Source organism: Bradyrhizobium tropiciagri, assembly GCF_018130545.1.
Lineage (GTDB): Bacteria > Pseudomonadota > Alphaproteobacteria > Rhizobiales > Xanthobacteraceae > Bradyrhizobium > Bradyrhizobium tropiciagri_A.
The window spans coordinates 273,471-293,831 of sequence record NZ_JAFCKF010000001.1 but is presented as its reverse complement, the minus strand read 5'-3'; the positions used below and the strand labels follow the sequence as shown (position 1 = coordinate 293,831).

The window sequence follows — 20,361 nt, the reverse complement described above, 5'->3', positions numbered from 1 at the left end:
CGCGGGTGAAAACGGCGAAAGTCCCGGTCTTGCGCCGAGCCTTCAGGCTCAGGCGGAAGCCGGGCCGCTAATCCGTATGATGCGCCGCGAAAACATGGGGTTTCCATAGCAGCCAAGCGGGGAAATCGCAAAGCCCCCGATTGCCCCGCGGGCTGTCCGAGGGAGCCGCCGCCCACCAGGCGCACAAGACATTCAGCGTCGTCCTGGCGAAAGCCAGGACCCATTACCCCAAGGGCATGTTTGTTGCGATGCTGGGGCCACCATCCCGCTCCCGACCAAATTCAGTGGTAATGGGTCCTGGCTTTCGCCAGGACGACGGAGGTGGGGAGACTAAGCCGGCCGCCGCCGGGCCGGATTTCCGGCCACGATCGTCCCGGGGGCGACGTCCCGCGTCACCACGCTGCCGGCCCCGACCAGGGCGCCATCGCCGATGGTGACGCCGGGCAGGATGATGGCACCGCCGCCGATCCAGACGTCGCTGCCGATCCGGATCGGGCGGCCGAATTCCAGTCCGGCGCGCCGGGTTTCGGCATCGCGCGGATGGTCCGCGGTATAGATCTGCACCGCGGGCCCGATCTGGGTGCGATCGCCGATCGCGACCGCGACGACGTCGAGGATCACGCAGTTGAAATTGAGGAACACGCCGTCGCCGAGGCTGATGTTGCTGCCGTAGTCGCAGAAGAACGGCGGGCGGATCACGGCGTCCTTGCCGACCCCCGCGAAGCGCTCCGAGAGCAGTGCGTGCAGTTCGGCCGCCGAGGATGCGCCCGACGCATTGTAGCGGGCCATCCATTGTTCTGCAGCGGTATGATCGGCGGCAAGCTCCGCATCCGGGCGATACAGCTCGCCCGCCAGCATTTTCTCTTTCTCTGTCTTCAACCAATCACTCCGAGCTGCGGGAACGCGTCCGGCGCTGCGGCCAATGCCGCGCGCGCCTTCGCGCTGTCGTCATCCATCTGGCGTATCAACGCCTCGATGGTGTCGAATTTCAGCTCTTCGCGAATGAAACTGATGAATGCGACATCAAGGACCGTGTCGTAGAGATCGCCCTTGAAGTCGAACAGGAACACTTCGAGCAGCGGCGCGCCATTGTCGAAGGTCGGGCGGCGTCCGAAGCTGGCGACGCCGTCGAACCGCATTTTGTCGTTCTCTCCGGCCTTGCCGACCCGCACCGCATAGATGCCGTGCTTCAGGCCGCAATGCTTGTCGAGGCGGATATTGGCGGTGGGGTAGCCGAGGTCGCGGCCGCGCTTCTCGCCATGGATCACCTTGCCGGTGACGAACCACGGTCCGCCCAGCATCGTGGTGGCATCGGTGACCTGGCCTTCGGCGAGTGCCATGCGGATGGCGCTGGAGGAGACCGGGCGCTCCTCGATGTCGACATGCGCCTGCACATCAACCTCGATGCCGAGCCGCGGCGCTTCGCTGACGAGCAGGCTTGGCGAGCCGACCCGGCCCTTGCCGAAATGGAAGTCGTAGCCGACGGCAATGCCGCTGATGCCGAGCCGTGCGATCAGATCATGGTGAATGAAATCCTGTGCCGTGGTCCCGGCACGCGCCTTGTCGAAGGTCATGACCACGGCACCGGCGAGCCCGGTGGCCGCGAGCAGCCGCAGCTTGTTGGTCTCGTCCGTAAGACGGAATTGCGGGGTGTTCGGGCTGAAGAAGCTGCGCGGATGCGGCTCGAAGGTCACCGCGAGCGCGGGCACGCCGCGCGCTCCGCCCATCGCCAGCGCCGCGCCGATCACGGCGCGGTGGCCGAGATGGACGCCGTCGAAATTTCCCATCGCGACCACGGCGCCCTTCGGGATGGCGCTTTCGGGAGTGTTGTCGCGGATAACGGTAAAGCCGGTGCTCATGTCAGGTGTTCTTCAAGGATTCTTAAGCATGATTGGTGCGGGCCGGACCGTGACGCGGCGGCGGCGTGGAAGTCAAGCTTAGCGAAAATCGCGTCAAATCCGTAACAATCCGGATTCAGCCGGTTAACGCGCTGTTTAACGCCTGCTGTTAGTCGTTGGCGGAAAGCTGCGTTCGTGCAGAAGCCAAGTTGCGTTAGTGGTTTTGGGGGAAAAGATGGCGGTTGATTTGTCCATGCCGGTTCTGGTGGTTGATGATTACAGCACCATGATCCGCATCATCCGGAATCTTCTCAAGCAGCTTGGATTCGAGAATATCGACGATGCCTCCGACGGCTCTGCGGCGCTCAACAAGATGCGCGGCAAGAAGTACGGCCTGGTGATTTCCGACTGGAATATGGAGCCGATGACCGGCTACGACCTGCTCAAGGAAGTCCGCGCCGATCCCAATCTTGCCACCACGCCCTTCATCATGATCACGGCGGAATCCAAGACCGAGAACGTGATCGCGGCCAAGAAAGCCGGCGTGAACAACTACATCGTCAAGCCGTTCAATGCGGCCACGCTGAAGACCAAGATCGAGGCGGTCTTCCCGGACATGGCGACCGCGTAAGACGCGCGTCCCACCTATCAACTGAAATTCACGTCATGCCCGGGCTAACCCCGGGCATCGACGTTTTTGGGGTCGAGGCAGGGCGAGCCGACGTTTGCGCGATTTCGGAATATTAGAAGAATAGCCCTGAGTTGCCCGACGTGTCAAGGCGACTGGTCGTACACCTGGCGCCGCGGCTACTTTGCATGGGGTTGTTTTCGAGTTTTTTGGCGACGCGCGCCTGCGGAGCTCGCCGCTACCACTTCAGCTCGCGCATCAGCGCGCGCGGCGGGTGGCCGAACAATTCCTTGATCGAGGCCGCATCGAGCTGCTCGATGCCCTCGAACTGTTCGGAATGGATGCCGCGGGTGACGAACAAGAGATCAATGCCGAAGTTGTGGGCGCCGGTCAGGTCGGTGCGCACGGAATCGCCGATCGCGAGCACGCGGCTGAGTTCGGTCGGGTGGCCGCGGTGCTCGGTGGCCAGCGCCATGGCGCGCTCGTAGATCGGCCGGTGCGGCTTGCCGTAGAAGATCACCTCTCCGCCGAGCTCGCGATAGAGTTCGGCGACCGCGCCGGCGCAGTAGATCAGCCGGTCGCCGCGCTCGACCACGATATCCGGATTGGCGCAGACCAGCGTCAGCTTGCGCGCGAGCGCCTTGAGCAGCGTGTCGCGATAGTCCTCGGCGGATTCAGTCTCGTCGTCGAACAGGCCGGTACAGATGATGTAGTCGGCCTGCTCCAGCGGCACCATGGTGGCGTCGAGGCCGCGGTGGATCGAGCTGTCGCGCTCCGGGCCGATCCAGAAGATCTTCTGACCGGGATGAGCGGCCACGAAGTGCCGCGTCAGGTCGCCCGAGGAGACGATCGCGTCATAGGTCTCGTCCGCGACGCCGAGCTTGCGCAGCTGCCGCTGCACGGAATCGGCCGGGCGCGGCGCGTTGGTGATCAGGATGACGGTGCCGCCGCGCTGGCGGAAGGTGTGCAGGGCCTCGCAGGCCTCGGGAAAGGATTCGAGCCCGTTGTGCACGACGCCCCAGATGTCCGACAGCACGACGTCGACGCCATCGACCAGGTCGCGCAGCTGCTCCACGAAACGCAGTGAGCTCATGATGCGAACTGCCGGCTAGTTTGGGCCGAGCGCGCGGCGCGCCAGTGCGGCGCTGCCGGTTGCGCGCGGCGGCGCTGCGGGGCTGGAGACGGGTGCGGACGTGCTGGCGCCATTAAGGTCCTGGGGGTTGGCCTGCGGAGCCTCGGCGGTAGCAGATGCCCCTTCCGGCCGCAACGGCCGCGGCGGGGCGAACAGGAAGCCCTGGCCGAACCGGACATCGTAGTCGAGCAGGTCGACCACCGAACGCTCGCCCTCGATCCGTTCGGCGATCAGGTCGATGCCGAAGCGGCCGAGCAGGTCGGACAGATCGGACGGATGGATATCCGACGTCGCGCTCCGGTTGGCGTCGAGCAGCAGCGCCGCCGGCACCTTGATGAAGCGGACGCCGCGGTCGGCGAGCTCGCGCGGCTCGAGGCGCAGGTCGCTGACATGGTCGATCGAGAACCGGAAGCCGCGCTGCGCCAGCGCCGCGAGATTTTCGCTTTCGACCGGGCCGAGATGGCGGAAGGTCGCCTGCTTGAATTCGAGCACGAATGACGGCGCCAGCGCGCGGTTGGCCTCGAGGAAGTCGAGGCACTGGGTGAAGTGTGTGGGGCTGGCGAGAGTCGACGCCGACACGTTGCAGAACACGCCGACATCCTTGCTGCGGATCATCAGGCGGCGCAGCACCTGGACGCAGCGGAGCATCACCATGTGATCGATGCGGCCGATCAGGCCAGCGGCCTCGGCGGCCTCGATGAAATCGTCGGCGGCAAGCACCTGGTCGCGCTCGTCGCGCAGCCGCGTCACCGCCTCGTAATAGCGCACCTTGCGCTGCGGCAGCGTCACCATCGGTTGCAGGTAGATATCGAGGCGGTTGGCGTCGATGGCCTGCTTGATCGCACCGACCAGCTGGCTCTGGCTGCGCGAGATCGCTGGCGCAGGTGCGGGCGGCGGTGCCGGCGCAAACATCACGGTCGGGGCCGGCGCGGCCGGTTGCAGCAGATCGTCTAGCGGTGCCGCGACCGGCTGCACCGCCGGAGTTGCCGCCAGGAGATCCTCATGATGGGCGACGGATGCCGCGAGTTGCCGCACCAGTCCGCCGAGCTCGTTGATCTCGCCGGCCATGCCCTGCATCCGGTCGGCGCCGGTGGAGTTGGCCGAGGCGACCCGGCCTTCGACGGCGGCCAGTCGGCGGCCGAATTCGGCGACCTGGCGGGCGAGGTCGGCGGTGCCGCGCGACAGATCCGCGATCTGGCCGCCGACATCGCTGCGGTCGCGCAATCGCATCGAGACGGCATTGTAGAGGATCAGGCAGGTGAGGGCGGTGAGCGCCACGATCGCCGATTCCGATCCGCTGATGCCCGCCACCGAGTACAGCACAAAGCCGAGCGAGGCTGCGACCAGCACCATGCAGATGGCGATGAAGATCGTCGAAATGCGAATCATGTCGCGCGCCCGCGCCCTCTCTCCGAACATCCCCGGAGCGCGACCTTAGCACCATTGTTGATTCGACGGGCCAGCGATCTTCGGAACCGGCTGGAACTGCACACGATTTTCGCCTGGCTTGGGTTGGGCTCCGTAACATCACCGGAGCCGGCGGTCAGAGGTCGGCGGCGGCGATCCAGAACACCTCGCCCTCGGAGTCCTCGGTGTCGAGCCAAAGCAGGGGGAGGTTGGGGTAGGCGGCCTCGAGATTGTCGCGGCCGCGGCCGATCTCGCAGAGCAGCCCGCCCTGCGGGGTCAGATGTTGCCTGGCCTGATCGAGCAGGCGACGGACGATGTCGAGCCCGTCGGCGCCGCCGTCGAATGCGATCTTCGGCTCGGCGCGGCACTCGCGCGGCAGCGCCGCCATGCCCTCGGCGTCGACATAGGGCGGGTTCGAGATGATCAGATCGTAGCGCTTGGCGCCGAGCGGCTTGAACAGGTCGCCGCGATGCAGCGTCAGCCGATCGTCGAGGCCGTGGTCGGCGACGTTGCGTGCGGCGACTTCCAACGCATCCTTTGAGATATCGACCGCGTCGACCGTGGCATTGGAAAAATGCCGGGCGGCCAGGATCGCCAGGCAGCCGGAGCCGGTGCAGAGGTCGAGCACGCTTTCGACGTCAGCGGGATCGCCGATCAGCGAGGTGCCGTCCTCGTCGCCGCCGAAATGCGAGTCGAGCAATTCGCCGATGAAGGAGCGCGGCACGATGGTCCGCTCGTCGACATAGAACGGCAGACCGCGCATATAGACCTTGTTGACGAGATAGGCGGCCGGCTTTCGCGTCGCGATCCGCCGCTCGATCAGGTCGAGGATCTGCTTGCCTTCCACGACGGTGACGCGCGCGGTCGCGAAATTCTCGAACTGGTCGGGATGCAGATGCAGCGTCTCGCAGATCAGGAACGCGGCTTCGGCCACCGGATCGGTGGTGCCGTGCGCGAACACGAGTTTTGCGGCGTTGAAGCGGCTCACCGCGTAGCGCAGGAAGTCGAACAGGGTGTGAAGCTCGCCCGCGCCGACCTTGGGTGCTTTGGGCGCGGCCGGGCTGCGCCTCGCCGGCACTTTGCTGCGCTTGGCCATCAGGATTTGGTCCAGCGCGCAGTGGCCGCGTCGTCATGGTCGCGCGCCTCGATCCAGCTGGTGCCGCGCGCGCTTTCCTCGCGCTTCCAGAACGGGGCGTTGGTCTTCAGATAGTCCATCAGGAACTCGGCTGCCTCGAACGCGGCCTGCCGGTGCGCCGAGGCGGTCACGACCAGCACGATGTTCTCGCCCGGCGCGATGCGGCCGAAGCGATGGATGATGGTGAGGCCCTGCAACGGCCAGCGCGCCAGCGCCTCGTCGGCATGGCGCGCGATCTCGGCTTCCGCCATGCCAGGATAATGCTCGAGCGTCAGCGCCGCGATCGGCTCGCCCTGCTCGCTGCCACGGCAGATGCCGCTGAAGCTGACGACGGCGCCGACATCGGTGCGGCCCTTGCTGAGGCCAGCGATCTCCTGCGCGACGTCGAAGTCGGCTTCCTGAATGCGGATGGTCGCTGCGATAGCCATGCGAGGATTAGCCGCCGGTCATCGGCGGAAAGAACGCGATCTCGCGCGCCCCGGAGATTGCCGCGTCCGCCTTGACATGGGCGTGGTCGATCGCGGCGCGGATCACCGTGGGCTTCTCGAACGCATAAGCGTAGGCGTCGTCGCGCGCGGCAAGCCAGCCGATCAGCTCGCCGACGGTGCGCACCTCCGCTGGCGGTTCGACGATCTCCTCGGCCTTGCCGATCCGCTCACGCACCCAGGCGAAATATTTCAGCTTCATCCCTCATCCTCCTTGATGAGGTGATGGATACCGGCGCGGAAATAATCCCAGCCGGTGTAGATCGTGAAGATCGCCGACATCCAGAGCAGCACGATGCCGATCAAAGTGGTGGCCGGGAAGACCTGCTCGCCCGCTTCGCCGGCGATCAAAAAGCCGATCGCGACCAGCTGGATCGTCGTCTTCCATTTCGCAAGCTTGGTGACGGGAACGCTGACCCGGAGCCCCGCGAGATACTCGCGCAGGCCCGAGACCAGGATCTCGCGGCACAGGATCACGATCGCGGCCCACAGCGTCCAGCCGTGGATCGAATTGTCGGCGGCCAGCATCAGCAGGCTGGAGGCGACCAGCAGCTTGTCGGCGATCGGATCGAGCATCCGGCCGAACGCAGATTGCTGGTCCCACATCCGGGCGTAATAGCCGTCGAGATAGTCGGTGATCCCCGCCGCAATGAACACGGCCAGCGCCACCCAGCGCAGCCACAACGGGCCGTCCAGGATCGACTGCCAATAGACGCAACCGATCACCACCGGGATGGCGGCGATCCGGGCGTAGGTCAGGATATTCGGGAGGGACATGGTCTTGCCCTGTCCCCGGGTCGTGGCGATGTTCATCCGTTCTACCAATACCGCTGAAGCGAGAAGGTCAACCGTGCGGGCGCCAAAGCGCGGCGAGATTATGCGGAATCATCATGGCGCCTTAGCTCGTTGTTTAAGCATGATCTTTTCGTAACGTTGCCGCACGCTTTGCCGCATCATGCCCTAGATGGCCTGTCGCAGGCGACGCCCTGATGACTCGCCTTTGGTTTAACCCGGCTGGGCGTGGAAAAACTCGAAAATCTTGCGGGCGCTCTCGGCGCTGACGCCGGGAACCTTGCCGAGGTCGGCGATCGAGGCCCGCTCGATCTCCTTGAGCGTTCCGAAGTGGTGCAGCAAGGCACGTTTGCGCGACGGGCCGATGCCCGGGATCTCTTGCAGGCCGGCCTCGCGGATGTCCTTCTTGCGCAGCTTGCGGTGCGAGCCGATCACGAAGCGATGGGCCTCGTCGCGCAGCCGCTGGATGAAATACAGCACCGGGTCGCGCGGCTCCAGCTTGATGGCCTCGCGGTCCGGCATGAACAGGGTTTCGCGTCCGGCATCGCGCTCCGGCCCCTTGGCCACCGCCATCAGCGAGACCTGGGTCAGCCCGAGAGTCTCGAAAATCTCCCTGACCGCGTTGAGCTGGCCGCGGCCGCCGTCGATGATGACGAGATCAGGCCATTGCGGGAACGAGTCGTCGTCGGCCTTCTCGGTCTCCTTGGCCTTGGCAGCGTCGCCTTCCGGCGGCTTCAAGAGCCGCTTGAAGCGGCGCTCCAGTACCTCGCGCATCATCCCGTAATCGTCGCCGGGCGTCAGGCCTTCCGACTTGATGTTGAACTTGCGGTATTGGTTCTTCATGAACCCGTCGGGGCCCGCCACGATCATCGCGCCGACCGCGTTGGTGCCCTGGATGTGGCTGTTGTCGTAGACCTCGATGCGCTTCGGCGTGCGCGGCAGGCCGAGCGTGGTGACCATGCCCTCCAGCAGCCGGCTCTGGGTTGCGGTGTCGGCGAGCTTGCGGCCGAGCGCCTCGCGCGCATTGGTGAGCGCGTGGCCGATCAGCTCCTTCTTCTCGCCGCGCTTCGGCACGGAGACCTCGACCTTGGACCCGGCCTTCACCGACAGCGCGTCGGCGAGCAGCGCGCTTTCCTCGATCTCATGCGACAGCAGGATCAGTTTCGGCGGCGGCTTGTCGTCGTAGAATTGCGCGAGGAAGGACGACAGCACCTCCTCCGGCGTAAAACTCTTCTCGGCCTTCGGGAAATAGGCGCGGTTGCCCCAGTTCTGGCCGGTGCGGAAGAAGAACACCTCGACGCAGGAATAGCCGCCTTCCTGGTGGATCGCGAACACATCGGCCTCTTCGACCGTGCGCGGATTGATGCCCTGCTGCGACTGGATCGCCGACAGCGCCGCGAGGCGGTCGCGGTACAGCGCCGCGGTCTCGAACTCGAGCTCGCCGGAGGCCTTCTCCATCTCGGCTGCGAGCAATTCCTTCACCGCGTGACTGCGGCCGGAGAGGAATTCGGTCGCTTCGCGCACCAGCTCGCTATAGCCGGGGAAATCGATCTCCCGCGTGCAGGGCCCGGCGCAGCGCTTGATCTGATAGAGCAAGCAGGGCCGGGAGCGGCTTTCGAAGAAGCCGTCGGTGCAGGAGCGGATCAGGAACGCGCGTTGCAGCGCCGTGATGGTGCGGTTGACCGCGCCGGCATTGGCGAACGGGCCGAAATAGCGGCCCGGCCGGGACTGCGCACCGCGATGCTTGAGGATCTGCGGCGCCCAATGGTCGCCCGAGATCAGGATATAGGGAAACGACTTGTCGTCGCGCAGCTGCACATTGAAGCGCGGGCGGAGCTGCTTGATCAAATTGGCTTCGAGCAGCAGCGCCTCGGTCTCGGTCATGGTCGAGACGATCTCGACATGCGTGGTCGCCGCGATCATGCGCAGGATGCGCGCCGGCAGCGGCGCGTTGGCGCGCGCATAGGACGACAGCCGCTTTTTGACGTTCTTCGCCTTGCCGACATAGAGCACGTCGTTGGCGGCATTGAGCATGCGGTAGACGCCGGGCGAGGTCGGGGCGAGGCGGACCGCGTTCTCGATAGCGGCATGCCCGACCGAGAGCGTCCCCTCGGCGTCCGCCTCGGTGGCGTCCTCGGACGTCTCGGGCAGTCGCGCGTCATCCTCCTCCTCGTTGGTGGAGGTCTCGGGATCGACATCGCTGGTGTCGAGCGTCATGTCCTGCGGCAGGTCGGACTTTGAACCGCGCCGCGGCTTGTCGGCAGCCTTGGGAGGCGGCGTCGGGCGCTCGGGAGAATCGTGAACCATGGGCCGTAAACTAAGCGCTTGGGCGACCGCTCGCCAGCGTTGGCGGCACCGGAAAACAGCCCCGATCGCAGCAGGTTACCGACCCCGCGCCGTGGCAGCAGCTGGCGGCTAACACATTGTTAAGACTGATGAGCGGGCCGGTAACCGGGCTTAACAGCCCTTTAACTTAAAACTCTCGATAAACCTTAGCGAAAAAAGTGGAATTCCGTAACCACGCAGGCCCCCGGCCTGCGGGCTGCGGCAGTTGCGTGGTGGAGAGTACCCATGAACCGGTTTGTTGCGCGTGCGCTGGCACTGATCGTCGCGGGCTGGACGACCTCGGCGGCAGCGGCCGACCTCAACTATGGTTCGCCCTATACGGTCTATCAGCCGCTCAATGCCTATAGCTGGGCCGGTCCCTATCTCGGCGGCAACGTCGGCTATGGCTGGGGTTCGGTCGAGAACAACCCGACCAAGCCGTCCGGCTTCGTCGGCGGCGTGCAGGCCGGCTACAATTTCCAGAGCGGCTCTCCCTGGGTGTTCGGTATCGAGGCCGATATCCAAGGTACCACTGCGGACGATCGGTTCGCGCCGTGGAAGTTCTCGAACCCGTGGTTCGGCACGGTACGCGGCCGCGCCGGCTATGCGGTCAACAACGTGCTGTTCTACGCGACCGGCGGTCTTGCCTTCGGTGAGCTGCGCGGCGAGACGTTCGGCATCACGGAGTCCCACACCAATGCGGGCTTCACCGTCGGCGCCGGTGCCGAAATGGGCTTCGCCCCGCACTGGAGCGCGAAGATCGAGTATCTCTACGTCGATCTCGCCAACAGCAACTTCACCATCACCGGCGGCGCGTCGAACGGCTACAGCTTCAGCCTGGTCCGCGCCGGCATCAACTATCACTTCTGAGAACAAGAAGACGTCTGATATCAACTCCCGGCTGCGCCTTGCGCGGCCGGGTTTTTCTTTGTGCCGACGATCTGCATAGCGCGCGCAGCAGCATACACGCCGCCCCATTCGCGTAGCCGATCAGTCGGCCGCACGCTTCAAGCGTGCGGCACGGCCAGTCGCGTCCGCATCATGCAGGGTGGTCATGCAGCGAGCGCGAGACGCGCTCGGCAGTCAACTCACACGCAACGCTTCAGTCGGTGGTCATCACGAGTAGCGCACCGCGAGCGCTCATCATGAAATCACCAGGTTGACCGCCTTCGGGCCCTTGCCCTTCTTGTCCGGTTCAACCTCGAACGTAATGCGCTGTCCTTCAGTCAGGTCCTTCAATCCTGCCCGCTCGACAGCTGTGATGTGAACGAACACATCGCGGCCGCCATCATCAGGCTTGATGAAGCCGTAGCCACGCTCTCCGTTGAAGAACTTGACTGTCCCAGTCATGGCCATCGGGAAAACTCCTCCCCCGTATTGCTCCACCGCTACGCGCATGTCGCGTAGCGGTTGACCGACATTCGCTTGTCGGAAGCTTGGCCACCTGAACAGTCCGGCGTCACGCCGCCGGTCTGCCTGGATTTATTTCGGCCTTGTCACTCCGCCGCAACCATTCGCGGAAGCGGAACGTAAAGCCAGTCGTAACAGGATGAGCATAATACGGTTCCGCGCAAATTGCCTATGCTCAAAATTGAACTTTTCAGTGGGTGCTTTTCGATCAAGCTTTAGGCGTCTCTAGTTTGAAGCGCGCCGCGCCGCCTTGACCGAGCGGCTTCTCGAGTTCGGGCAGGATGATCTTCAGCTCGTTGGCGAGCGTCCACGGCGGATTCACTATCAAAAGACCGGTGGAAACGAGGCCTGCGCCCGCTTCTTGCGGCGCCACACTGAATTCCAGACGCAAGCATTTGCCTGCGGGTCGGCTGCTCATTGCAGCAGCAGCCACGCTGCGCGCGAGTTCGTCGGTGGCTCTCCGGGTTTTTACGGGGTACCACAAAAGATATGCGCCGGTCGGCCACTTCGCGAACGCCTCCGTGAAAGCACCGGCAAGCCGTTCGAACTCGTCCTTCGCTTCGAACGGCGGATCGATCAGCACCAGGCCGCGCCGCTCGTTCGGCGGCACGAATGCGGGCAGCGCCGTCCAGCCGTCGAGATCGACGACGCGCGCCTGCGCGTCACGCCGCAACGCATCGATCAATTGCTTGCGTGCGGTCGGTTCGATCTCGCAGGCAGTGAGACGATCTTGCGGACGCAGCAGCGCGCGCGTGATCAGCGGTGAGCCGGGATAGGCTTTCAGCTCGCCGCGCGGATTGAATGCCCTGACGATGTCGAGATAGGGCGCGATCAATGGCTGCGCCTTGTCGGAGAGGCGCGCCTGCATCAGTCGCGCGATGCCGGTGAGCCATTCGCCGCCGCGCTCGGCTTCGCTCGAGGTCAGATCATAGAGGCCGGCGCCTGCATGGGTGTCGATGACACGGAACGGCGCCTGCTTTTCCTGCAGATAGGTCAGCATGCGCACCAGCACGATGTGCTTGATGACGTCGGCAAAGTTGCCGGCATGAAAGGCGTGACGATAGTTCATGCTGTTATCGCGCTGCGCTCCGAGAGGGGTGCGCATGTTGTACTTCGTCATGCCCGGGCTTGTCCCGGGCATCGACGCCTATCTTGCCGGATTCGCGATGGCGCGGATGGCCGGGACGCTCAGCGCGGCGCGCGTCTGCCCGGCCATGACGGGGAGGGGTCAGCCGCCGCGAACCGGCGGCATCAGCACCTGATCGCGGCGGCAGGCGCGGCGATCGATTTCCTCGCAGGAGCGGAATTGCAGATCCTTGCTGAGGCAAATCCGCACCTCGCTGAGGCGCCGGCTGTCGCAGGTCACCGAGATCGCGGAGTTGCTGAGCCCGGGATTGGCCTTGATGAAGGCCGTCTCCAACTCGTCGGGCGCGATCGTCTTTGGCTCCGACAATTGCAGGAATTCCTCGGGGATCTTGACCGCGGCGCGGGCTTTGCGGATGGCTTCGAAATAGGCGCGCTCGCCGAGACCGGAGCAGGTGCCGTGCTTGTCCCACTCGTTGTAGATCAGCCCGGGCGCCGGCATCAGGTCGAGCATCGAGGTCATGATGTTGCGCGCCAGCCGCGGCGAGGGGCGCTGGCAATATTCCGGGAAGCCGCGCTCATATTGTGGCCACAGCCCATGGACCACGAACGAGTAGGGCCGGCCGCCGCATTGTGCCTGGGTGCCGCGGCCGTTGTTGCCGCGCTCGCTCGCCGCCTCGCAGAACGACGGCGACCACGACAGCGACAGCACATAAAAATCGAATTCGCCGGGCGTATTCTGGCGGCGATCCTGGGCCGAGGCCCCAACCGCACCACAGAGCATCAAGACAGCGGAAATCAGGAATCGGGAAATTGTGTCCAACCGAGGCATCAAACGCTCCCCCTCACGCGATCGTCCCGGAGCCTAGCAGGCCTTTGGAACATTTCAAGAACAAAAGCCGCCGGCTTTGATGGCGGCGGCTTCCGTTTCAGCAATCCGGTCGGGAAATCAGGGCCGGGCGGCCTTGCAGGACGGGTTGTAGGCCCAGTTGCGGTCGAGCCCGGTGACGCACCATTCGACGCCCTGGTCGATACCGGCAAAGCCGCCGTCCTCGATGATGGAATAGTGCACCTTGCGCACCTTGCCGTCGCTCAACAGCGCATCGCCCGAGCAATAGCGGCGCGGGATATTGTCGGCCTGCCAGGGGCGGAATGCGGTTTCGTGGATCCGGCTGAAGCCGGTGATGACGAGCGGCGAATTCCAGAAGGTGGCTTCCTTCTCGTGGAATTGATCGCTGATGGTCGTCAGGGCCTTCTCGCACGGGGCCACATTGCCGTCATAGCGCGGGCCCGACAGCCAGAAATTCAGCTCGAACGGATTGGCGGCCTGCGCCGTGCCCCCGAAAGCCAGCGTGCCGACCACGAGCGCGGCGCCGAGGCCGAGCGTGCGGCCGAGTTTGTTGCGGGAGTTGAACAGGTTGCGCATGGGAATCCACCCGGTTATCCGATGCGGCGGACGGTGCCGTGAAGCCCCGGCAAGGTCAAGTGCAGCGCGGCAACACCTGTCGAGAAGTCCACCTCTGATAGCCGGCTCGTTCTTTTCACGGTCGCCGGCGCACTCTATGTTGGCCTCCAGCGAAATGGAGTCTGCGATGCGAAGGAAATTGGCCGCGTGCCTGGTTGCCGTTTGCGGGATGCTGGCCGTTGGTCCGGCGCAAGCCGATTGGTTGCAGCCGGTGCCGCCGTTCAAGGGCAATGATACCGGCGGTATCATCGCCTATTCGCTGGCAGCCCAGACCGATGCCCGGCAACTCGCTGTCGATCACTGCGCCTCCTACGGCAAGGTGGTCAAGTTCCTGGCGGTGCAGCGCTACCCGGGCGGCTACATCTCCTTCGCTTGTCGCTGGGTACCGTATGGCGCCGCGCAGAGGCCGGTGCGCACGCTCTACTGAGCGCGCCTTAAATCCTCCGATCGTTCTCAGCCGGGAGCTAGCCGCATGACCCGACAGCTTGCCTTGATTGGTTCTGCTGTATGCCTTGTCCTGTCCACCGGCGCCGCAAGTGCCGTCGACCTGCCGATTCGCAAGGCCGGGCTATGGGAGATGAAAATGGTGCGTACCGGCGGGCCGATGCCGGAAATCACCATGCAGCACTGCACCGACGAGACCACCGACAAGGAGATGAGCGCGGCGGCCTCGCCGATGGCCAAGGAAGTCTGCTCCAAGCAGGACATCCAGAAGACCGCGACCGGCTATGTCAGCGACAGCGTGTGCAGCGTCGCCGGCATGTCGATGCAGAGCCATGCCGAGATCGTCGGCGATTTCAATTCCGCCTACACGGTGAAGAGCACCTCGCATGCCGAGGGCGGCGCGGCCGGCTCGCGCGACACCACGATGACCATCGAGGCGAAATGGCTCGGCGCCTGCAAGGCCGACCAGAAGCCCGGCGACATCATCATGCCCGGCGGCATGAAGATGAACGTCAAGGACATGGAAAAACTGAAGGCCCTGCTGCCCAAGCAGAAGTAAGGCGCCGCGCATTCGGTTGCGCGCCTGATTTCGTCCTCTCTGTATGCGGAGAGGACGTGACGCAATTCTACACCATCATTGCGATGAGCCCGCGACAAGCTTGCAAAGCAGTTTGCGCTGACGCGGTGACTCGGCTGCGGCGCCTCGGCATAGAGCGCGCTGGGTCCGATTGCGCAAAGCACGACGGCACGTGCAGCGCGATGCCGACCAACGTGATTGAATGATCGCTACGTGTTTCGCGCTCGAGCAATTCGAGAGAGCGAGGACATGCGTCGCAATCGCTGTGCTGCAAGCGTGCTGCGACAACGTGTCGTTTTGAATCGTTCAAATGCGCACATGTTGAATCATTCCAGTGTTTCGTATCTCGCGCGCTTCAAGCAATTCTATTTCGCGCATGTGGAATTTCGCAAACCCCGCCGATAGAAGTCCGCCCCAATCGATGTCGCGTCATGAGGAAGACGCGACTCGATCAAGATCAGTCTGGGCGTGTGGGGAATTGTTCGGTGGGAATGACTTCGTATCGAAGCAAGCGCGGCTTGCTTGGATCAACGGCTGCGATCAATGCAGCGTTTCTTGGTTCGGTCATGCTTGGAGCAGCAGGTGCAAACGTCGCCAGCGCTCAGGCACAAACCAGTCCTCCGCCGAACAATGCCAGCGTGCTTCCGGCCGTGACGGTGGATCAGCCCGGCGCGGCAAAGAAGCGCGCGGCCGCGGCTTCCAGTCAGAACACCAGGTCGTCGCGCGCGGTCGCGGCGAGCCGACGCAGTCGGGTTGCAGCGCCCGCTCAGAGCCAGGCGCCGCGATCGCAGGGTATCAGCGGCGCGATCGGTACGACGACCGGTTACGTCGCGACCGGCAGCACGGCCGGCACCAAGACCAACACGGCGTTGATCGAAACGCCGCAGTCGCTTTCGGTCGTGACCCAGAAGGAGCTTCGGGATCGCAATGTTCAGACGCTCAAGGACGCCGTCAACTACACGCCCGGCGTGACGACCACGGCGTTCGGTTATGATCCGAGGTTCGACAGTTTCTACATCCGCGGTTTCGATGCGACCTATACCGGGATATACCGCGACGGCCTGCGCCAGGGCGGCGGCAATTTCGCGATTCCCAAGATCGAGCCATACGGTCTCGACAGCGTGTCGATCCTGCGTGGTCCCGCCTCGGGCCTCTACGGTCTCGGTTCTCCCGGAGGCATCGTGGATGTCACCACCAAGCGGCCGACCCTGACGCCGTTCGGCGAGGTGCAGCTGCAAGCCGGCACTTACGATCGCTACCAGGGCAGCTTCGATCTCGGCGGTCCGGTGCCCGGCAGCGACCAACTGTATTACCGGCTGACGGGTCTGCTGCGCGAGGCGAAGACCTGGTATCCCGGCAATGATGACGATCGCACCTACATCGCGCCGGCGCTGACCTGGCGGCCGGACGCCGATACGTCGTTCACGATCCTGAGCGAATACCAAAGCAGCCGGACCGCCGCGAGCATCGGCAACTTCCGTACGCCCGACGGACAATTGACCAACATCTACTCGAATGATCCGGCGTTCAGCGCGATGGATCAGAAGCAGTATCGCATCGGCTATGCGTTCGAGCACAATGTCGACGACGTCTGGACGGTGCGGCAGAATTTCCGCTTCTATCAGGTCGACACCGACGCGAAATACACCCAGATCGATTCGATCGACAGCAGCACCAATCTGGCGTCGCGCTCCGCCTGGCGGATCCTCGACAGCTTCAACACGGTGACGCTCGACAACCAGGCCGAGGCCAAGTTCATGCTCGGCGCGGTCAAGAACACGGTGCTGTTCGGCGTCGACTACGGACACTCCTACTACAACGACAAGATCGGTTACGGCGCGGCGCCGGACCTCAATCTCCTGACCATGAACTATGGCGCGCAGGCGATCGCGACGCCGGCCTTCTCGATTTTCAACAAGCAGTCGACCGACGAGGTGGGTGTCTATGCGCAGGAGCAGGCCAAGCTCGGCGGCTTCGTTCTGACGCTCAACGGGCGCCAGAGCTGGGTGTCGCAGACGACGACCGCGGGTCTCGACGGCGTACCGTCAACGCAGAAGGCGAATGCCTTCACGGGCCGGGCGGGCCTCGCTTACGTCTTCGATAGCGGCGTTGCGCCCTATGTCAGCTACGCGACGTCATTCGCCCCGCAGGTCGGCGTCGACGTATCCGGGACACCATTCAAGCCGACCACCGGCGAGCAGAAGGAAATCGGCATCAAGTACCAGATGCCGCAGCTTCCGGTGCTGTTGACCGCGGCGGTGTTCGACATCACGCAGGACAATGTCCTGCGCACCGATCCCAACAACATGGCGTTCCAGGCCGCAACCGGCCAGGTCGAGTCCAAGGGCGTCGAGCTCGAGGCGAAGCTGGCGCTCAAGCAGGGCTTCGATCTCACCGCGGCCTACACCCATCTCAATGTCGTGATCACGCAGGGCAATCCCGACACGACCGGCAATGAGCTGTCCGGCATTCCGCGGAATTCCTTCGCGGCCTTCGGCAAATACACCTTCCAGTCCGGCGTTCCCGTCGAGGGGCTCGGCCTTGGCCTCGGTGTCCGCTATATCGGGACCAACTTCGGCAACGACCAGAACACGTTCCAGAATGCGGCGACGACGCTGTTCGATGCCGTGATCGACTACGATCTGGGCAAGCTCGACCGGCGCTTCCTCGGCGCCACCATGCGCGTGAACGCGACCAATCTGTTCGACAAGCAGTACCAGACCTGCCAGTCCGGCTACTGCTATTCCGGCGAACGGAGGCAGGTGATCGGCACCTTGTCTTACCGCTGGTAAGGAAGCCGGCCTTCGCTACACCGGCACCCGCACGGCGGCCCGCAGCCCGCCCATCGGGCTCTCGCTGAGCATGATGTCGCCGCCATGCGAGCGTGCGATGTCGCGGGCGATTGCGAGCCCAAGCCCGCTGCCGCCTTCATCCTGGTTGCGCGCATCGTCGAGCCGCAGGAACGGCTTGAACACTTCCTCGCGCATGTTGGCGGGGATGCCGGGGCCGTCATCGTCGACCGTGATGTTGAGATAACGGTGGTCGCGATGGCCGGTGATCGAGATCGTGTTGGCGTGGCGCGCCGCGTTCGACACGAGGTTGGCGAGGCAGCGCTTGAACGAGGCCGGCTTCACCGTGACCACCGGCAGGCCGTGGAATGCGACGGTCGCGGTGTGGCCGTGGCGCTCGGCGTCGCTGCGCAATTCCTCCAGCGCCATCGCCATGTCGGTCGGCTGCGCGACCTCGCCGGAATCGCCGCGCGCGAAGGCGAGGTAGTCTTCCAGCATCATCGACATCTCGTCGACGTCCTTGCGCATCGCGTCGATCTCGGGGCCTTCGCCGATCAAGGCGAGCTCGAGCTTGAAGCGGGTCAGGATGGTGCGCAGGTCGTGCGAGACGCCGGCAAGCATCGCGGTGCGCTGCTCGATCGAGCGCTCGACGCGCGCCTTCATCTCGATGAAGGCCTGCGCCGCGCGCCGCACCTCGCGCGCACCGCGTGGCCGGAAATTCGGCGCCTCGCGGCCCTTGCCGAAACTTTCCGCGGCGTCGGCGAGCCGCAGGATCGGCTTGATCTGGTTACGCAGGAACAGCACCGCGACGATCAGCAGGATCGTCGACGTGCCGAGCATCCAGAAGATGAAGATCTCCGAATTGGAGGCATAGGCGGCGCTGCGCTGGGCGAAGATCCGCATCACGGAATCGTCGAGCTGCACGCGGATCTCGACCAGATTGGACTTGCCGACGGTGTCGATCCAGAACGGGCGGCTGATCTGGCGGCCGAGCTGCACCGACAGGGTCTGGTCGAGCAGCGAGAAGAACGGCTTTGGCCCTGGTGGCGGCATGTCGCCGGCGGGGAGGAAATCGACCACCAGCTGCAGCTTCTGGGCGATGCCGCGCAGTTGCGCGCGATCCTTGTCCTGCGGATAGATCTTGTAGACGTCGATCAGCGCGGCGATGTCCGACACCACCGCGGCCGACAGGCGCCGCGTCACCGTGTTCCAGTGCCGCTCCATGAACACGAACGCCACCACGGTTTGCAGGATCACCATCGGCACGATCATGATCAGCAGTGCGCGGGCGTAGAGGCCGGTCGGCATCCAGCTCTTGAACGCGTTGCCCATCCAGCCGTTCGCCTTCGAGACGCGCTGCGAGGCGTTCTTGATCAGGGTCAGGCCGGAATCGAGCGTGCTCATGGGATATCTTACGGCGAGGCGACCAGGCGATAGCCAATGCCGCGCACCGCCTGGAGGAATAGCGGATTGGCGGGATCGTGCTCGATCTTGCGACGCAGGCGGTTGATCTGCACGTCGACCGCGCGCTCGTTGACCGTGCCGCCAGAGGTCAGCGCGGCGCGCGGCACGGTCTCGCCGGGCGCGCTGGCGAGGATGCGCAGCATCTCGCGCTCGCGGTCGGTGAGATGGACGATCTCCTCGCCCTGGCGCAGCTCGCTGCGCTCGATGTGGAAGATGTAGGGGCCGAATGCGATCTGCTCGACGGTGATGACCTGCGGCGGCGCGGTGCGCTTGAGGATGTTGCCGATGCGCAGCACGAGTTCGCGCGGCTCGAACGGCTTGGCGACATAGTCGTCGGCGCCGATCTGCAGGCCCTCGATGCGGGCTTCCGCCTCATGTCGCGCGGTCAGCATGATGATCGGCACCGTCGAGGAGGTGCGGATGAAGCGGGCGAGGTCGAAGCCGTTCTCGCCCGGCATCATCACGTCGAGGATCAAGAGGTCGAAATGCAGCCCGAGCAGTTTGGCGCGGGCGTCGGTGGCGCTCATTGCCGTCGTGACGCGATAGCCCTCGCCTGAGAGAAAGCGCGACAACAGGTCGCGAATACGGCGGTCGTCGTCGACCAAAAGCAGATGCGGCGCGTCGTCGGCGGGCTCGATCGGCGCGCGCATCATGGTTGCAGCCTGCACCAGGTTCACTCCCTTGCTTTCTTGCCGCCGCCGAAGATCGCTTCGAGCACCTTATCGGGGTCGTCGCGGTCGATCATCGCGCGGAGGAATTGGCGAACCGTCTCGACGCCGGCCGGATCGATGCCGGCGACGGCGCGGTTGATGCGGTCGGTCTGCAGGCCTGCGAGCTTGGCGACCAGCGCCTCGCCCTTCGGCGTTGCGTAGAGCAGCCGCTGCCGGCGGTCATTGTTGCCGGTCTTCTGCACGATGTAGCCCTCGTCCAAGAGCTGCTTGAGCACCCGCCCGAGCGACTGCTTGGTGATGCGCAAGACGTCGAGCAGGTCGGCGACCTTCAGGCCGGGATAGCGGGTGACGAAGTGGATGACGCGGTGGTGGGCGCGGCCGAAGCCGAATGCCTCCAGCTCCTGGTCGGCGTCGCCGACGAAGTCGCGGTAGGCGAAGAACAACAGCTCGATGATGTCCCAGCGCAGGTCGCGACCGCCCGCCGCAGGATGGTCATCTCCCTGCGAATCGGGCTTGGCAGCCATGCCTGAGAAATTTATGTCAGTCATATTGACGTATCTTGGGTTCAATGTTACAAAACTGCCTGTCACGACGAAACATTAGGTCGTTTTGTCCCTGACAGCGTTTGAGACGGCCTGAAAGAGCCTGTGAGGCGGTTTGGGCCGTAAATTGGACTACCGTGCGATTGTCGAGCGGCATTTCGGCAAACATACTGG

At 64.4% G+C, this 20,361-nt stretch carries 22 protein-coding genes; 6 read left to right on the top strand and 16 right to left on the bottom strand.

Going from position 1 to position 20,361, the window contains the following annotated elements; genetic code table 11:
• Positions 1-330: 330 nt before the first annotated feature.
• On the bottom strand, positions 331-858 hold the full coding sequence (locus tag JQ616_RS01420) for a sugar O-acetyltransferase (RefSeq protein WP_212013085.1): 528 nt from the start codon (positions 856-858) through the stop codon (positions 331-333).
• A gap of 17 nt (positions 859-875) precedes the next feature.
• Positions 876-1,859: a bifunctional riboflavin kinase/FAD synthetase gene (locus tag JQ616_RS01415; protein WP_212011665.1), complete on the bottom strand. Its 984-nt coding sequence runs from the start codon at positions 1,857-1,859 to the stop codon at positions 876-878.
• Between the two features lie 214 nt (positions 1,860-2,073).
• Between JQ616_RS01415 and JQ616_RS01410 the strand changes: the two genes are divergently transcribed.
• Positions 2,074-2,469: a response regulator gene (locus JQ616_RS01410; RefSeq protein ID WP_016844467.1), complete on the top strand. Its 396-nt coding sequence runs from the start codon at positions 2,074-2,076 to the stop codon at positions 2,467-2,469.
• 235 nt (positions 2,470-2,704) lie between these two features.
• Here the strand turns inward: JQ616_RS01410 and JQ616_RS01405 are convergent, their stop codons facing one another.
• The 7 genes from JQ616_RS01405 to uvrC all read right to left on the bottom strand — a co-directional run bounded on the left by JQ616_RS01405 (position 2,705) and on the right by uvrC (position 9,724).
• Positions 2,705-3,559 carry a TIGR01459 family HAD-type hydrolase gene (locus JQ616_RS01405; protein WP_212011663.1) on the bottom strand — a complete coding sequence of 285 codons (855 nt, stop codon included), beginning with the start codon at positions 3,557-3,559 and terminating at the stop codon, positions 2,705-2,707.
• 15 nt (positions 3,560-3,574) lie between these two features.
• Complete coding sequence (locus tag JQ616_RS01400; RefSeq protein WP_212011661.1) at positions 3,575-4,987, bottom strand: EAL domain-containing protein; 1,413 nt, start codon at positions 4,985-4,987, stop codon at positions 3,575-3,577.
• A gap of 154 nt (positions 4,988-5,141) precedes the next feature.
• Positions 5,142-6,101, bottom strand: coding sequence for a 50S ribosomal protein L3 N(5)-glutamine methyltransferase (gene prmB, locus JQ616_RS01395; RefSeq protein ID WP_212011659.1), 960 nt, complete (start codon positions 6,099-6,101; stop codon positions 5,142-5,144).
• Positions 6,101-6,568, bottom strand: a complete 468-nt coding sequence (locus JQ616_RS01390; RefSeq protein WP_212011657.1) for a molybdenum cofactor biosynthesis protein MoaE — start codon at positions 6,566-6,568, stop codon at positions 6,101-6,103. The genes prmB and JQ616_RS01390 overlap by 1 nt, the downstream gene beginning before the upstream one ends.
• A 7-nt stretch (positions 6,569-6,575) precedes the next feature.
• Positions 6,576-6,827 (bottom strand): molybdopterin converting factor subunit 1, encoded by a 252-nt coding sequence (gene moaD / locus JQ616_RS01385; RefSeq protein ID WP_212011655.1) that lies wholly within the window; start codon positions 6,825-6,827, stop codon positions 6,576-6,578.
• Complete coding sequence (gene pgsA / locus JQ616_RS01380) at positions 6,824-7,438, bottom strand: CDP-diacylglycerol--glycerol-3-phosphate 3-phosphatidyltransferase (protein ID WP_097671595.1); 615 nt, start codon at positions 7,436-7,438, stop codon at positions 6,824-6,826. The genes moaD and pgsA overlap by 4 nt, the downstream gene beginning before the upstream one ends.
• Positions 7,439-7,630: 192 nt before the next feature.
• Positions 7,631-9,724 (bottom strand): excinuclease ABC subunit UvrC, encoded by a 2,094-nt coding sequence (uvrC, locus tag JQ616_RS01375; protein WP_212011653.1) that lies wholly within the window; start codon positions 9,722-9,724, stop codon positions 7,631-7,633.
• A 264-nt stretch (positions 9,725-9,988) separates the two neighbouring features.
• On the opposite strand from uvrC, the gene JQ616_RS01370 reads away from it, so the two are divergent.
• Positions 9,989-10,612 carry an outer membrane protein gene (locus JQ616_RS01370; protein WP_212011650.1) on the top strand — a complete coding sequence of 208 codons (624 nt, stop codon included), beginning with the start codon at positions 9,989-9,991 and terminating at the stop codon, positions 10,610-10,612.
• Between the two features lie 273 nt (positions 10,613-10,885).
• Here JQ616_RS01370 and JQ616_RS01365 read toward each other — a convergent pair whose 3' ends face one another.
• The gene (locus JQ616_RS01365; RefSeq protein ID WP_027536987.1) at positions 10,886-11,098 is read right to left on the bottom strand and encodes a cold-shock protein; all 213 of its coding nucleotides are present in this window, start codon (positions 11,096-11,098) and stop codon (positions 10,886-10,888) included.
• Between the two features lie 262 nt (positions 11,099-11,360).
• Positions 11,361-12,221 (bottom strand): 23S rRNA (adenine(2030)-N(6))-methyltransferase RlmJ, encoded by an 861-nt coding sequence (locus JQ616_RS01360; RefSeq protein WP_212013082.1) that lies wholly within the window; start codon positions 12,219-12,221, stop codon positions 11,361-11,363.
• Positions 12,222-12,255: 34 nt separating this feature from the next.
• Here JQ616_RS01360 and JQ616_RS01355 point away from each other — a divergent pair, with 34 nt between their 5' ends.
• Positions 12,256-12,414 carry a hypothetical protein gene (locus JQ616_RS01355; RefSeq protein ID WP_212011648.1) on the top strand — a complete coding sequence of 53 codons (159 nt, stop codon included), beginning with the start codon at positions 12,256-12,258 and terminating at the stop codon, positions 12,412-12,414.
• Here the strand turns inward: JQ616_RS01355 and JQ616_RS01350 are convergent.
• Entirely contained in the window at positions 12,381-13,019 is a 639-nt protein-coding gene (locus JQ616_RS01350; protein WP_249136441.1) for a ribonuclease T2, read from the bottom strand. The two genes, JQ616_RS01355 and JQ616_RS01350, sit on opposite strands and share 34 nt — an antisense overlap.
• Positions 13,020-13,184: 165 nt before the next feature.
• Entirely contained in the window at positions 13,185-13,661 is a 477-nt protein-coding gene (locus tag JQ616_RS01345) for a hypothetical protein (RefSeq protein WP_212011644.1), read from the bottom strand.
• 166 nt (positions 13,662-13,827) lie between these two features.
• Here JQ616_RS01345 and JQ616_RS01340 point away from each other — a divergent pair, with 166 nt between their 5' ends.
• From JQ616_RS01340 to JQ616_RS01330, 3 genes are all read left to right on the top strand, one after another.
• Positions 13,828-14,127, top strand: coding sequence for a hypothetical protein (locus JQ616_RS01340; RefSeq protein WP_212011642.1), 300 nt, complete (start codon positions 13,828-13,830; stop codon positions 14,125-14,127).
• A gap of 45 nt (positions 14,128-14,172) precedes the next feature.
• Complete coding sequence (locus JQ616_RS01335; protein WP_212011640.1) at positions 14,173-14,703, top strand: DUF3617 domain-containing protein; 531 nt, start codon at positions 14,173-14,175, stop codon at positions 14,701-14,703.
• Between the two features lie 509 nt (positions 14,704-15,212).
• A complete protein-coding gene (locus tag JQ616_RS01330) occupies positions 15,213-17,513 on the top strand; it encodes a TonB-dependent siderophore receptor (RefSeq protein ID WP_212011638.1) in 2,301 nt (766 codons plus the stop codon).
• A 15-nt stretch (positions 17,514-17,528) separates the two neighbouring features.
• Here JQ616_RS01330 and JQ616_RS01325 read toward each other — a convergent pair whose 3' ends face one another.
• Genes JQ616_RS01325 through JQ616_RS01315 form a run of 3 tightly spaced genes read right to left on the bottom strand, consistent with a single transcriptional unit; the run spans position 17,529 to position 20,193 of the window.
• Positions 17,529-18,914 (bottom strand): ATP-binding protein, encoded by a 1,386-nt coding sequence (locus JQ616_RS01325; RefSeq protein ID WP_212011636.1) that lies wholly within the window; start codon positions 18,912-18,914, stop codon positions 17,529-17,531.
• A gap of 8 nt (positions 18,915-18,922) precedes the next feature.
• The gene (locus tag JQ616_RS01320; protein WP_433995950.1) at positions 18,923-19,627 is read right to left on the bottom strand and encodes a response regulator transcription factor; all 705 of its coding nucleotides are present in this window, start codon (positions 19,625-19,627) and stop codon (positions 18,923-18,925) included.
• Between the two features lie 20 nt (positions 19,628-19,647).
• Positions 19,648-20,193 carry a MarR family winged helix-turn-helix transcriptional regulator gene (locus JQ616_RS01315; protein WP_433995940.1) on the bottom strand — a complete coding sequence of 182 codons (546 nt, stop codon included), beginning with the start codon at positions 20,191-20,193 and terminating at the stop codon, positions 19,648-19,650.
• Positions 20,194-20,361 lie beyond the last annotated feature (168 nt).